Source organism: Salmonella sp. 741265073_HBA (genome assembly GCF_046569105.1).
GTDB classification, from domain to species: domain Bacteria; phylum Pseudomonadota; class Gammaproteobacteria; order Enterobacterales; family Enterobacteriaceae; genus Salmonella; species Salmonella enterica.
In genome coordinates this window covers 137,988-151,456 of the sequence record NZ_JBKFRY010000011.1, presented here as the reverse complement: position 1 = coordinate 151,456, position 13,469 = coordinate 137,988, and the positions used below count along the sequence as shown (strand labels likewise).

Below are 13,469 nucleotides of genomic sequence, written 5' to 3'. Positions count from 1 at the left end.
GCTTAAAGATCGCCTTAACACGGGATACCTGATAACTGGATTATATTATGACACATGCAGACTGGCTGATTCTTGGGTATACAACTGTTATTATTATTTTTGGTATTGTATGTTATATCGGATTGCTTAAATTGATAACGAAAGGCAAGCATGAAAAATAACGCACTTACCGGGAAGAATATACTCTCAGGAGATAAAATGCTTCGGCAATGATATGACACCACTGCCGAAATGTTATTTTTACAGAAATCAATCAGGTATTGAGGGTGATTTTATCATAGCCGCGCCAGCGATAATTCAACAACGAGAGCAGCCAGAATAGCACAAAAGCGCCCACTACCCAGAAGCCCACATTCCCCATATGATCGTTAAGCGTGCTTACGGTCTGCCAAAATGTTCCGCTTAACTGTAACGCATCATCAATCAACCCCAGCGCCTCAAGCCCGCCAATCGCCAGCGCGACAATGACAGATGCGGCGGTAATGGTCATATTATAATAAAGCTTACGTAATGGATGCGAGAAAGCCCAACCGTAAGCGCCGACCATGACAAAGTTATCCAGGGAATCCACCAGCGCCATCCCGGCGGTAAACAGCACAGGAAAAATCATCATCGACCAGAGAGATAGCCCCTGGTTAGCTGCTGAAGCGGAAATGCCCAGCAACCCAACCTCGGTTGCGGTATCAAATCCCAGACCAAACAGAAAACCGACAAAATACATATGCCAACTGGAAGTGACCAAACGAAACGTACGCTGAAATATACGCGTCATCAGCCCGCCAGGTATCGCCTCGTCATGCGCCCTCACTGACTCGCCGCGGGTAACCGAGCGAAATTGCCGCCAGACGTTGAACAAAATAAACAGGTTAAGCAGGGCCATCGCCAGCAGAAAAAAAGCGGAAACAGCCGTACCAATCAACGAACCATATTGATGCAAAACATCAATACGATCGCGAAATGCCATCGACGTCACAACAATCGCCAGACATGCCAGAACGACAATGGTCGAATGACCCAATGAAAAAAACGCCCCCACGCCTAAAGGCGTTTTACCCTGCTGCATCAGTTTACGGGTGACGGTATCGATGGCTGCGATATGATCGGCATCAACCGCATGACGCAGCCCAAAGCTATACGCCAGTATGGCTGCGCTTAGCATGACGGCATGGTGATGAAAAACACAGAACGCCCAAATCCAGGCCAGGATGTTAACCCCGACAAGAAAGACGGTTAATGCTATTCCCCGTCGTTTAGTATGATTATTCATGCCCCTGCACCCACTATATTTTTAATTAACGCTACGGTTTGTACGGGGAATGTATGATCATTTGATTAAAACGTCACACCTCAAGATGCGACTTTTTGTAAACGTGCTTTACCGCTGACACATTTGTGCGCATTACTGCGGAACAAGGCTTAAAAAGCGTATCCGAACGTATAGCCCTCCCAACGCTTCGCTACGGGAAAAATGGGGATGAGTACGGTGCAGGCGTGCGATATCATTGACCAAAGCCAGACCAATGCCCGCCCCGGCCACATTTCCTACGTTATCGAGCCGGTGGAACGGCTGTAGCGCCAGATGGATGTGTTCATCATCAATACCGGGCCCGCTATCTTCGACAACCAGCGTCACGGCATCGCCATCCCGTTCAAGCCGCGCGGTGACGATGCCTTGCTCAGGCGTGTATTTCAGCGCATTATCCAGCAAGTTTCCGCACAGCTCGCTAAGCAGTACCTCATCCCCCTCGATCCACATCGCTTCCTGTTCGCCTTCGTAGCCCAGGTCGATATGTTTACTGCGCGCCTGCGCCAGGCGGGTAAAGCAGCCGCTCTGTACGATATCGTACAGATTCACCGGGGAAAAACGCCGCTCGCCCTGCTCTTTATGCTTTACCGCAGAAAGTTGCAACAATCTTTCCGTGAGCTGAATGGTGCTATCCAGCGTTACGCTCATCGCCTGCAGACTTTCGTACCAGTGATGAGGGTGCTGGCTGGCTAACGCCACCGCCGCCTGCGTTTTTAACACCGCCAGCGGCGTTTTTAACTGGTGAGAAGCATCGGCGCTAAAGCGTTCCTGCCGGGAAAGGATGCCGCGGAGCCTGTCAATGTAGCGATTAAACGCCACGATTAACAAGCGTGTTTCCGACCACGGCAGCAGTTCCGGCAGCGGCGTTAACAGACCCGGTTCGCGGCGTACCATTAATGACGAAAGTTGACGCATAGGGCGCAGGATCCGGCGTAATAACCAGCCAACCAGCACCAGGGTCAGCAACACCAGCAGCCCCTGTGAGATCCAGGAAGAGAACAGCAGTTGGCCCGCCAGATAACGACGGGACTGTAGCGTCTCTGCGACATAAATCTCCGCCATGCCGATAATGCCGCCTTCGTTGACCGGCTGTAGCAAACGCGCCACGCGGATCGCCTCGCCGCGATACTCGGTATGATAGAACCACGCCAGCGCCGGATAAAGCCGGGTACGAGGCGTAGCGGGCGGCATGGCAGGCAGATCGTCATAACCGGAAATGACCTTTCCGGAAGGGTCGACGACTTTGTAATAGAGTCGATCATTCATATTAAGCTCGAAGCTATCCAGCACCACCCAGGGCACGTTAACTTCCAGATGGTTATTGCGCACCACCAGCCGTTCCGATACCGTTCGCGCCGAGGAGAGCAACGTACGATCATAAGCCTGAGTGGCGGCCTGTAGTGCATTGACATAGCTGTTAAACGCCGACAGCCCCCATAGCAGAATCAGCGGCAACCCCAGGAATAGCAAGAGTTGCAGGTACAACGATTGCGGCTTAACCCACTTCATCGCCGCGCTCCAGCACATAACCCAGGCCGCGCAGCGTCGTAATTCGTACATCGCTTCCCTGGAGTTTTTTACGCAGTCGATGAATATAAAGTTCGATGCTTTCAGGGCTTACCTCATCGTTCAGGCTGAACACCTGTTCAAAAAGCTGCTGACGCGAAACCGGCCGCGTTCGTCGGTACATCAATACGGTTAAGAGCGCCTGCTCACGCGGCGTCAGCGCTAACGGCTGCCCCTGTAACAGAAAATACCCTTCATCATGAAAGATCAATTCCCCCAGTTGCTGAACTTCATGAACCTGCCCAGCGCTGCGTCGCAGCAAGGCCCGTAAACGGGCATCCAGCTCTTCCAGTTCAAAGGGTTTCGGCAGATAGTCATCGGCGCCGACGTTGAGACCTTTTACGCGATCCGCCACCGCGCTTCGCGCCGTGAGCAGCAAAACGGGCAAGGTCTGACCGCGTTTACGCAGCCGTTGCACCACCTCCAGTCCATCCATTCCCGGCATATTGATATCCAGCACCGCCAGCGCGTACATTTCACTGTGCAGAAGATGGTCAGCCGCCAGGCCGTCAAATACGCAGTCCACGGCAAAGCCGTTTTGCACCAGCGCTTTTTCCAGCCAGTGAGCCAGCTCACGGTTATCTTCCGCCAATAAGAGACGCATATCACATCCTGTAAAGTTTCTGCCGCATTGAAAGGGAATTGAAAGGTTATTGTTTTAACAATCACGCAACCGAACTGCTACATGTCGGCTCACATAATCACAAAAATCTTCTTCCGAACCTGAAAAATCCGGACGTCCGGCGTGAGGATAAAAAATGAAAAAACAATTACTTCGTACCCTTACTGCAAGCATTTTATTAATGAGTACCTCTGTTCTGGCGCAGGAGGCGCCGTCGCGAACGGAATGTATCGCGCCAGCCAAACCTGGCGGCGGTTTCGACCTTACCTGTAAGCTGATTCAGGTGAGTTTGCTGGAGACTGGCGCTATCGAGAAACCCATGCGGGTAACGTATATGCCCGGCGGCGTCGGCGCTGTGGCCTATAACGCGATAGTCGCCCAACGCCCTGGCGAACCCGGGACTGTGGTCGCCTTTTCCGGCGGTTCGCTGCTCAACCTGTCGCAGGGGAAATTTGGTCGCTACGGCGTGGATGATGTGCGCTGGCTGGCAAGCGTGGGCACTGATTACGGCATGATCGCCGTGCGTGCGGATTCCCCGTGGAAAACGCTGAAAGATCTGATGACGGCGATGGAAAAAGATCCCAACAGCGTGGTCATTGGCGCTGGCGCCTCTATTGGCAGCCAGGACTGGATGAAGTCGGCGTTGCTGGCGCAAAAGGCGAACGTCGACCCGCACAAGATGCGCTACGTTGCCTTTGAGGGCGGCGGCGAGCCGGTGACGGCATTAATGGGCAACCATGTTCAGGTTGTCTCCGGCGATCTCAGTGAAATGGTGCCTTATCTGGGCGGCGACAAAATCCGCGTGCTTGCCGTCTTTTCAGAAAATCGTCTGCCGGGCCAGCTTGCCAATATCCCTACCGCTAAAGAACAGGGCTACGACCTGGTGTGGCCGATTATTCGCGGCTTCTACGTCGGGCCCAAAGTCAGCGATGCCGATTACCAGTGGTGGGTGGATACCTTCAAGAAGCTCCAGCAAACCGACGAGTTTAAAAAACAGCGCGATCTGCGCGGCCTGTTTGAGTTCGACATGACCGGCCAGCAGCTCGATGACTACGTGAAAAAACAGGTTACTGATTACCGTGAACAGGCGAAAGCCTTCGGACTCGCGAAATAATCGCGGAGGCAATGATGAGCGATCGTATCTTTGCGGGTATCTGGCTGTTGCTCTGTATCGCCGGGCTATTCATCGCCTGGCAGATCCAAAGCGAATACAGCTATGAACCCGTCGGCCCCCGCCCTTTTCCGCTGGGGATTATCGGCCTGATGGCGCTCTGCGCGCTGGCGCTGTTATTGCGCCATCCCGACACGGTTAGCTGGCCGCGCCGCCATGTGCTGCAAAAGCTAATTACCATGATCATCATCCTGTTGATGTATGCCTGGGGATTCGAATGGCTGGGTTTTCCCATCGCCACCGCGCTTCTCACCATGGTTATCGGGATGCTGTTCGGCGCCACGATTCCGGCGGCGGGTATCTCCGGCGCGGTATTAGGCATTCTGCTGTGGTATGCCTTTGACCGGCTGCTTGATGTCACCTTACCTCTCGGCGCCTGGCTGAGTTAACGGAGCAACGATGGATACCTGGATATATCTTTCTCAGGGCTTTGCGGTGGCGATGACGCCGGAAAACCTGGTTATCGCGTTGATTGGCTGCTTCGTGGGCACGATCGTCGGTCTGCTGCCGGGCCTGGGACCGATCAACGGCGTGGCAATCTTACTGCCGCTGGCCTTTGCGTTGCATCTGCCTGCTGAGTCGGCGCTAATTCTGCTGGCGACGGTGTACATTGGGTGTGAGTATGGCGGCAGGATCTCCTCCATATTGCTCAACGTCCCCGGCGATGCGGCGGCGATCATGACGGCGCTGGACGGTTACCCGATGGCGCAGCAAGGGAAAGGCGGCGTAGCGCTGTCGATTTCCGCAGTCAGCTCATTTTTCGGTTCATTAATCGCTATCGGCGGCATCATTCTGTTCGCCCCTTTACTGGCGCAATGGTCGCTGGCCTTTGGTCCGGCGGAATATTTCGCCTTAATGGTTTTTGCCATCGCCTGTCTTGGCAGCATGATGGCGCAAAACCCGCTTAAATCATTTCTGGCAGCGCTGATCGGTCTTGGCCTTGCGACCGTCGGCGTGGACGCCAACACCGGGGTTTATCGCTTTACCTTTGACAGCGTTCATCTTTCCGACGGCGTACAGTTTATCGTCGTGGTGATCGGCCTGTTCTCGGTATCAGAAATACTTTTAATGCTGGAACATACCAGCAGCGGGCAAACAATGGTCCGCAAAACGGGTCGAATGTTGTTCAACCTGAAAGAAGGCGCGCAGTGTATCGGCACCACCCTGCGTTCTTCGGTAATCGGCTTTTTTGTCGGCGTATTGCCCGGCGCCGGGGCGACCATCGCCAGCGCCATTACCTATATGACCGAGAAAAAACTCAGCGGCAACAGCGATAGCTTCGGCAAAGGGGATATTCGCGGCGTCGCGGCGCCGGAGGCGGCAAACAACGCCTCTGCCTGCGGCTCCTTCATCCCGATGCTGACGCTGGGCGTTCCCGGTTCCGGCACTACGGCAGTGATGATGGGGGCGCTGACGCTGTACAACATCACGCCAGGCCCGGCGATGTTCACCGAACAGCCGGATATCGTCTGGGGACTCATCGCTGCGCTGCTGATTGCGAACGTGATGCTGCTGATCATGAATATCCCGTTGATCGGTCTGTTTACCCGTATGCTCACCATTCCGCTGTGGTTCCTGGTACCCGCCATCGCTGCCGTATCGGCGGTAGGGGTGTATGCGGTACACAGCACCACCTTCGATCTGGTGCTGATGGTCGCGCTCGGCGTGTTAGGGTACATTTTACGTAAAATGCACTTCCCCATGTCGCCGCTGATCCTGGGATTCGTACTGGGGGAAATGCTGGAGCAGAACCTGCGCCGCGCACTCTCCATCAGTAACGGCAATATGGCGATTTTGTGGCAAAGCGGCGTTGCCAAAGCCCTGCTGATCATGGCGATCATGGTCATTGTCGTACCGCCAGTGTTACGTCTGATCCGTAAACACAGCCGTAAACCGCAGGTTGACGCCGGTTAATTGACTGCTGAAATACGTTGTACTTGTCCGGCCTACGCGCTTATGTGCCAGGCCGGGCAACCCCGCCAGCATCACTTTCCCCATAACTTGCTCATTTTACACCCCTTCTTGCCGTTGTCAGGCTCGTGGCGCCGTTAACCTCACCCTTCGCATTGTTAAATATTTGTTGTTTTTGATCACAATAATTAAACAAAAGCGGTTATTTCATACGCGTTCCTGAAAAATGTCGATATTTTTAATTTATGGCTACGAAATGAGCATCGCCATGTCTCCCTGACCATCTACCGAGAGGAATGATTCTGATGAATGCACTGACTGCCGTAAAAGCGAACACAGATGATTTAGCCCAACGCCATACTGGTTTCACCCTTGCCCCTTCGGTGCAGTCGCCGCGCCTGCTGGCGTTAACGTTTACGGCGGATACCACAAGACAATTTCTCCATCAGGTTGCGCAGTGGCCGGTGCAGGCGCTGGAATACAAATCTTTCTTACGTTTCAAAATCGGCAAGATCCTCGACGATCTGTGCGGCAATCAGCTACAACCGCTGTTGATCAAAACGCTCCTCAACCGTGCACAAGGCGCGCTGTTGATCAGCGCCGAAGGGATCGATGATGTCGCACAGGCAGAAGAGATGGTCAAACTGGCGACGGCGGTGGCGCATCTTATTGGTCGCTCCAACTACGATGCGATGAGCGGCCAGTATTACGCGCGTTTCGTGGTCAAAAACGTCGACAACTCCGACAGTTATCTGCGCCAGCCCCACCGCGTAATGGAACTGCACAATGACGGCACCTATGTTGAGGAGGTGACCGACTACGTGCTGATGATGAAAATCGACGAACAAAATATGGAAGGCGGTAATTCGCTGCTGCTGCACCTTGATGACTGGGAACATCTGGAGTCGTTTTTTACCCATCCGCTGGCGCGTCGCGTCATGCGCTGGGCGGCGCCGCCAAGCAAAAATGTTAGCCATGACGTCTGGCACCCGGTGTTTGATGTCGACCAACAAGGCCGCCCGGTCATGCGTTATATCGACCAGTTCGTCCAGCCAAAAGACTTTGAAGAAGGCGTCTGGCTCAGCGAGCTTTCAGACGCGCTGGAAACCAGTCAAAACATCCTCTCCGTACCGGTACCGGTCGGCAAATTCCTGTTGATTAACAATCTGTTCTGGCTACATGGACGCGATCGTTTTACGCCGCATCCTGACTTGCGTCGCGAACTGATGCGCCAGCGCGGTTACTTCGCCTACGCCGCCAGCCATTATCAAACTCACCAATAAGCGCCACGGCGAAGGAATTACGCGGATGTATGATTTTGTGATTATCGGCGGCGGCATTATCGGCATGTCGACCGCCATGCAACTTATTGATCTCTACCCGGATGCGCGCATCGCATTGCTGGAAAAAGAGTCCGCGCCAGCCTGCCACCAAACCGGGCATAACAGCGGCGTGATCCATGCCGGGGTGTACTACACGCCCGGCAGCCTCAAAGCGCGGTTTTGTCTGGCAGGCAATCAGGCGACCAAAACCTTTTGCGATCAAAACAACATCCGCTACGACACCTGCGGCAAAATGTTGGTCGCCACCTCGGAGCTGGAAATGGCGCGGATGCGCGCGCTATGGGAGCGGACGGCGGCCAACGGCTTAGAACGCGAGTGGTTAAGCGCGGCGGAGCTGCGTGAACGCGAACCCAATATCATTGGCCTGGGCGGGATTTTTGTCCCTTCCAGCGGGATTGTCAGCTATCGCGATGTCGCGACGGCCATGGCGAACCGCTTTCAGGCCAAAGGCGGCGAGATCATCTACCATGCCGAGGTCAGCGCGCTAACAGAACATGCCGCTGGCGTTGTCATTCGCACCTCGCAAGGTCGGGAAATCGAAACCGCTACGCTTATCGGCTGTGCAGGGCTGATGGCGGATCGGCTGGTCAAAATGCTGGGCGTGGAGCCCGGTTTTATTATCTGCCCTTTCCGCGGCGAGTACTTTCGTCTGGCCCCGCGACACAACCGGATCGTTAACCATTTGATCTACCCGATCCCCGATCCGGCAATGCCGTTTCTCGGCGTCCATCTTACCCGCATGATCGACGGCAGCGTTACGGTCGGGCCGAATGCGGTGCTGGCGCTTAAACGCGAAGGCTACCGTAAGCGCGACGTTTCCTTCACCGACACCCTGGAGATTTTCCGCTCCGCCGGCATTCGCCGCGTACTGCAAAACCATCTGCTTTCCGGACTGGGCGAGATGAAAAACTCGCTGTGCAAAAGCGGCTATTTGCGGCGAGTACAAAAGTATTGCCCCAGCCTGACCGTCAACGATCTCCAGCCCTGGCCGGCAGGCGTGCGGGCGCAGGCGGTTTCACCGGACGGCAAACTGATTGATGATTTTCTGTTTGTCACGACGCCGCGTTCCATTCACACCTGTAACGCCCCCTCCCCGGCGGCGACATCAGCGATACCTATCGGCGCGCATATCGTCAGCAAAGTTCAGGCGCTACGCGAAAGCCAGAGCAACCCCGGACGTACGCTGCGTGCGGCACGCAGCGTGGACGCACTACACGCCGCATTTACCCGTTAACCCTTCAGACAGGAAGCAATTATGCAACTTAACGACTCTACCCTGTTCCGCCAGCAGGCCTTTATCGATGGCGACTGGCGCGACGCGCGCGGCGGCGATGTCATCCCCGTGAGCAACCCCGCCAACGGGAAACCGCTTGGCAATGTGCCCAAAATGGGGGCGGAAGAGACGCGCGACGCCATCAACGCCGCCAATCGCGCCCTGCCCGCCTGGCGCTCGCTCACCGCCAAAGAGCGAGCCAATATCCTGCGTCGCTGGTTCAATCTGATGATGGAACATCAGGACGATTTGGCGCGTCTGATGACACTGGAACAGGGTAAACCGCTGGCGGAAGCGAAAGGCGAAATTAGCTACGCCGCCTCGTTTATTGAATGGTTCGCCGAAGAGGGGAAGCGTATCTATGGAGACACGATTCCAGGTCATCAGGCCGATAAACGGCTGCTGGTGATTAAACAGCCCATCGGCGTCACCGCCGCGATTACCCCGTGGAACTTTCCCTCGGCAATGATCACCCGTAAAGCCGGCCCCGCGCTGGCCGCAGGCTGCACGATGGTACTCAAACCCGCCAGCCAGACGCCGTTTTCCGCGCTGGCGCTGGCGGAACTGGCCCAGCGCGCCGGAATTCCCGCAGGCGTATTTAACGTCGTTACCGGTTCGGCTGGCGATATCGGCGGCGAGCTGACCAGCAACCCGCTGGTACGCAAACTGTCGTTTACCGGCTCGACGGAGATTGGCCGCCAGCTAATGGAACAATGCGCCAAAGACATTAAAAAAGTATCGCTGGAGTTGGGCGGCAATGCGCCGTTTATCGTCTTTGACGATGCCGATCTGGATAAAGCCGTCGAAGGCGCGCTGGCTTCGAAGTTTCGCAACGCCGGGCAGACCTGTGTCTGCGCCAATAGATTGTATGTTCAGGACGGCGTTTACGATCGTTTTGCGGAAAAACTCAACCAGGCGGTAAATAAGCTCGCGGTCGGCGACGGCCTGCAAGCCGACGTCGCTATCGGGCCGCTGATTGATGAAAAAGCCGTGGCGAAAGTCCAGGAGCATATCGCCGACGCGCTGGAAAAAGGCGCCCGCGTCATTACGGGCGGTGAAGCGCACAAATTGGGCGGCAACTTTTTTCAACCGACCATTCTGGCGGATGTTCCTGATAACGCGAAAGTCGCCAAAGAAGAGACATTCGGGCCGCTCGCGCCTCTGTTCCGCTTCAGCGACGAGGCGGATGTCATCAGACAGGCTAACGATACCGAGTTCGGCCTGGCAGCCTATTTTTATGCACGCGATTTAAGCCGCGTTTTCCGCGTCGGCGAAGCGCTGGAATACGGCATCGTCGGTATTAATACCGGCATTATCTCCAACGAAGTCGCGCCTTTCGGCGGTATTAAGGCCTCCGGATTAGGCCGTGAAGGTTCCAAATACGGCATCGAAGATTATTTAGAAATCAAATATATGTGCATCGGCCTTTAACAGGAGAGTCGCTAATGAATACCAATAACGCTTTAATGCAGCGCCGTCATAACGCCGTTCCTCGCGGCGTGGGGCAGATTCACCCGATTTTCGCCGAGCGGGCGGAAAATTGTCGGGTCTGGGATGTCGAAGGCCGTGAGTATCTCGATTTCGCAGGCGGCATTGCCGTCCTGAACACAGGTCATTTACATCCGGGCATTGTTTCAGCGGTCGAAGCGCAGTTGAAGAAATTGTCGCATACCTGTTTTCAGGTGCTGGCCTATGAACCGTACCTGGCGTTGTGCGAACGCATGAACCAGAAGGTACCGGGCGATTTCGCCAAAAAAACGTTGCTGGTCACGACTGGTTCAGAAGCGGTTGAAAACGCCGTGAAAATCGCCCGCGCGGCGACAAAACGCAGCGGCGCTATCGCGTTTAGCGGCGCTTACCACGGTCGTACCCACTACACGCTCTCTCTGACCGGGAAAGTACACCCGTACTCTGCTGGTATGGGATTGATGCCAGGCCATGTCTACCGCGCGCTTTATCCTTGCCCGCTACACAACATCAGCGACGACGATGCGATCGCCAGCATTGAGCGCATCTTTAAAAATGATGCCGCGCCGGAAGATATCGCCGCCATTATTATTGAGCCGGTACAGGGCGAAGGCGGATTTTACGCCGCCTCTCCCGCGTTTATGCAGCGACTGCGCGCGCTATGCGACCAACACAGCATTATGTTGATTGCCGACGAAGTGCAAAGCGGCGCGGGCCGGACCGGTACGCTGTTCGCCATGGAACAGATGGGCGTTGCGGCAGATATTACCACGTTTGCGAAATCGATCGCCGGCGGCTTTCCGCTGGCAGGCGTTACCGGCCGGGCAGACGTGATGGACGCTATCGCGCCGGGCGGTCTGGGCGGCACCTATGCCGGAAACCCGATTGCCTGCGCCGCCGCGCTGGCGGTACTGGACATTTTCGAGCAGGAAAATCTACTGCAAAAGGCAAATACGCTTGGCAAAACGCTGCGCGATGGCCTGATGGAGATAGCGGAAACGCACCGTGAGATTGGCGACGTGCGCGGACTGGGCGCCATGATCGCCATTGAGTTGTTCGAAAATGGCGACCCCGGCAAACCGAACGCGGCTCTGACCGCCGACATTGTGGCCCGCGCCCGCGAGAAAGGGTTAATTCTGCTCTCCTGCGGTCCTTACTACAACATCTTGCGCATCCTCGTTCCACTCACTATTGAGGCCTCGCAGATTCGGCAAGGCCTGGAGATTATCGCCCAGTGCTTTGATGAGGCGAAACAAGCGTAATGTCCAATAAGCAGCGTCGGATGGCGACGTAACTGTCTTATCCGGCCTACAAAACCGTTTCGATTGTAGGCCGAATTAAGCCAGGCGCCATCCGGTAAACGAGCGCAATAACAATAAAGAGGTTTTAGGATGGGGCAATTGTCAGAATCACATGCATTAGGGGGCGGGCTGAAATCACGCCACGTCACCATGTTATCGATCGCCGGCGTCATCGGCGCCAGCCTGTTTGTCGGTTCCAGCGTGGCGATTGCGGAGGCCGGCCCTGCGGTACTGCTGGCCTATCTGTTCGCAGGACTTTTAGTCGTCATGATTATGCGAATGCTGGCTGAAATGGCCGTCGCCACGCCGGATACCGGTTCTTTTTCCACCTATGCGGATAAAGCGATCGGCCCCTGGGCCGGGTATACCATCGGCTGGTTATACTGGTGGTTTTGGGTGCTGGTTATTCCGCTGGAGGCCAATATTGCCGCCATTATTCTGAATTCATGGATACCGGGTATTCCGGTGTGGCTATTTTCATTAGTGATTACGCTTGCCTTAACCGGAAGCAATTTATTGAGCGTCAAAAATTACGGCGAATTCGAATTCTGGCTGGCGCTATGTAAAGTAATTGCCATTCTGGCGTTTATCGCGCTGGGCGCGACGGCGATTAGCGGTTTTTATCCGTATGCCGAGGTAAGCGGTATCTCCCGGCTATGGGATCACGGCGGTTTTATGCCTAACGGCTTCGGCGCGGTGTTAAGCGCCATGTTGATCACCATGTTCTCTTTTATGGGCGCGGAAATCGTCACTATTGCTGCCGCGGAATCCGATACGCCGGATAAACATATCGTACGCGCCACCAATTCTGTTATCTGGCGAATTTCCATCTTTTACCTGTGTTCCATTTTTGTGGTGGTGGCGCTGATCCCGTGGAATATGCCGGGTCTGAAAAGCGTAGGTTCGTACCGTTCGGTACTGGAGCTGCTTCATATTCCGCACGCAAAATTCATTATGGACTGCGTGATTTTGTTGTCGGTGACCAGTTGTCTGAACTCCGCATTATATACCGCCTCCCGGATGCTCTATTCCCTTAGCCGCCGCGGCGATGCGCCTGCGATAATGGGAAAAACTAACCGTAGCAAAACGCCCTGGGTGGCGGTTCTCCTCTCTACCGGCGCGGCGTTTTTAACCGTTGTCGTCAATTATTACGCCCCGGCAAAAGTGTTTAAATTTCTTATCGACAGTTCCGGCGCCATCGCGCTGCTGGTCTATCTGGTGATTGCGATTTCGCAATTGCGGATGCGTAAAATTCTGCTGGCGCAGGGCGGAGAAATTAAGTTGAAAATGTGGCTTTATCCGTGGCTCACCTGGCTGGTTATCGGCTTTATCTGCTTTGTTCTGGTGGTGATGCTATTTCGACCGGCACAGCAATTAGAAGTCATTTCGACGGGGCTGTTAGGGCTGGGCATAATAGGTACTGTCCCCATTATGTCTCGCTGGAAAAAACTGATAAGGTGGCAAAAAGCCCCCCTGCAAAACCTACGTTAGTTATTCCCGGCGTCAGCC

11 protein-coding genes are annotated in these 13,469 nt (G+C 54.9%); 8 read left to right on the top strand and 3 right to left on the bottom strand.

Translation table 11 applies throughout. The features are described from left to right. Positions 1-253 precede the first annotated feature (253 nt). The 3 genes from ACLD3P_RS15885 to tctD all read right to left on the bottom strand — a co-directional run bounded on the left by ACLD3P_RS15885 (position 254) and on the right by tctD (position 3,476). Positions 254-1,267 carry a HoxN/HupN/NixA family nickel/cobalt transporter gene (locus tag ACLD3P_RS15885; protein ID WP_001059351.1) on the bottom strand — a complete coding sequence of 338 codons (1,014 nt, stop codon included), beginning with the start codon at positions 1,265-1,267 and terminating at the stop codon, positions 254-256. Between the two features lie 132 nt (positions 1,268-1,399). Next, complete coding sequence (locus ACLD3P_RS15880) at positions 1,400-2,815, bottom strand: sensor histidine kinase (RefSeq protein ID WP_000872338.1); 1,416 nt, start codon at positions 2,813-2,815, stop codon at positions 1,400-1,402. Then, positions 2,802-3,476 carry a transcriptional regulator TctD gene (tctD, locus tag ACLD3P_RS15875; RefSeq protein WP_001237934.1) on the bottom strand — a complete coding sequence of 225 codons (675 nt, stop codon included), beginning with the start codon at positions 3,474-3,476 and terminating at the stop codon, positions 2,802-2,804. The genes ACLD3P_RS15880 and tctD overlap by 14 nt, the downstream gene beginning before the upstream one ends. A 154-nt stretch (positions 3,477-3,630) precedes the next feature. Between tctD and ACLD3P_RS15870 the strand changes: the two genes are divergently transcribed. The 8 genes from ACLD3P_RS15870 to gabP all read left to right on the top strand — a co-directional run bounded on the left by ACLD3P_RS15870 (position 3,631) and on the right by gabP (position 13,451). Then, positions 3,631-4,608 (top strand): Bug family tripartite tricarboxylate transporter substrate binding protein, encoded by a 978-nt coding sequence (locus tag ACLD3P_RS15870; protein WP_000744413.1) that lies wholly within the window; start codon positions 3,631-3,633, stop codon positions 4,606-4,608. 11 nt (positions 4,609-4,619) lie between these two features. Then, a complete protein-coding gene (locus ACLD3P_RS15865; protein WP_001574835.1) occupies positions 4,620-5,054 on the top strand; it encodes a tripartite tricarboxylate transporter TctB family protein in 435 nt (144 codons plus the stop codon). Positions 5,055-5,064: 10 nt separating this feature from the next. After that, complete coding sequence (locus ACLD3P_RS15860; RefSeq protein ID WP_000382034.1) at positions 5,065-6,579, top strand: tripartite tricarboxylate transporter permease; 1,515 nt, start codon at positions 5,065-5,067, stop codon at positions 6,577-6,579. A gap of 302 nt (positions 6,580-6,881) precedes the next feature. After that, a complete protein-coding gene (glaH, locus tag ACLD3P_RS15855) occupies positions 6,882-7,859 on the top strand; it encodes a glutarate dioxygenase GlaH (RefSeq protein WP_000993105.1) in 978 nt (325 codons plus the stop codon). Between the two features lie 25 nt (positions 7,860-7,884). Further along, positions 7,885-9,153, top strand: coding sequence for an L-2-hydroxyglutarate oxidase (gene lhgO / locus ACLD3P_RS15850; RefSeq protein WP_115285743.1), 1,269 nt, complete (start codon positions 7,885-7,887; stop codon positions 9,151-9,153). Between the two features lie 21 nt (positions 9,154-9,174). Next, a complete protein-coding gene (gabD, locus tag ACLD3P_RS15845) occupies positions 9,175-10,623 on the top strand; it encodes an NADP-dependent succinate-semialdehyde dehydrogenase (protein ID WP_023194770.1) in 1,449 nt (482 codons plus the stop codon). Between the two features lie 14 nt (positions 10,624-10,637). Beyond that, positions 10,638-11,921 carry a 4-aminobutyrate--2-oxoglutarate transaminase gene (gene gabT, locus ACLD3P_RS15840; protein WP_001095563.1) on the top strand — a complete coding sequence of 428 codons (1,284 nt, stop codon included), beginning with the start codon at positions 10,638-10,640 and terminating at the stop codon, positions 11,919-11,921. A 129-nt stretch (positions 11,922-12,050) separates the two neighbouring features. Beyond that, the gene (gene gabP, locus ACLD3P_RS15835; RefSeq protein ID WP_000531288.1) at positions 12,051-13,451 is read left to right on the top strand and encodes a GABA permease; all 1,401 of its coding nucleotides are present in this window, start codon (positions 12,051-12,053) and stop codon (positions 13,449-13,451) included. The last annotated feature ends 18 nt before the right edge of the window (positions 13,452-13,469 follow it).

Excerpts from the sequence above, each read along its gene's own strand:
- lhgO (WP_115285743.1), top strand. The coding sequence starts at position 7,885 with ATGTATGATTTTGTGATTATCGGCGGCGGCATTATCGGCATGTCGACC.
- ACLD3P_RS15885 (WP_001059351.1), bottom strand. The coding sequence starts at position 1,267 with ATGAATAATCATACTAAACGACGGGGAATAGCATTAACCGTCTTTCTT.
- gabD (WP_023194770.1), top strand. The coding sequence starts at position 9,175 with ATGCAACTTAACGACTCTACCCTGTTCCGCCAGCAGGCCTTTATCGAT.
- gabP (WP_000531288.1), top strand. The coding sequence starts at position 12,051 with ATGGGGCAATTGTCAGAATCACATGCATTAGGGGGCGGGCTGAAATCA.
- ACLD3P_RS15880 (WP_000872338.1), bottom strand. The coding sequence starts at position 2,815 with ATGAAGTGGGTTAAGCCGCAATCGTTGTACCTGCAACTCTTGCTATTC.
- tctD (WP_001237934.1), bottom strand. The coding sequence starts at position 3,476 with ATGCGTCTCTTATTGGCGGAAGATAACCGTGAGCTGGCTCACTGGCTG.
- gabT (WP_001095563.1), top strand. The coding sequence starts at position 10,638 with ATGAATACCAATAACGCTTTAATGCAGCGCCGTCATAACGCCGTTCCT.
- glaH (WP_000993105.1), top strand. The coding sequence starts at position 6,882 with ATGAATGCACTGACTGCCGTAAAAGCGAACACAGATGATTTAGCCCAA.
- ACLD3P_RS15870 (WP_000744413.1), top strand. The coding sequence starts at position 3,631 with ATGAAAAAACAATTACTTCGTACCCTTACTGCAAGCATTTTATTAATG.
- ACLD3P_RS15865 (WP_001574835.1), top strand. The coding sequence starts at position 4,620 with ATGATGAGCGATCGTATCTTTGCGGGTATCTGGCTGTTGCTCTGTATC.
- ACLD3P_RS15860 (WP_000382034.1), top strand. The coding sequence starts at position 5,065 with ATGGATACCTGGATATATCTTTCTCAGGGCTTTGCGGTGGCGATGACG.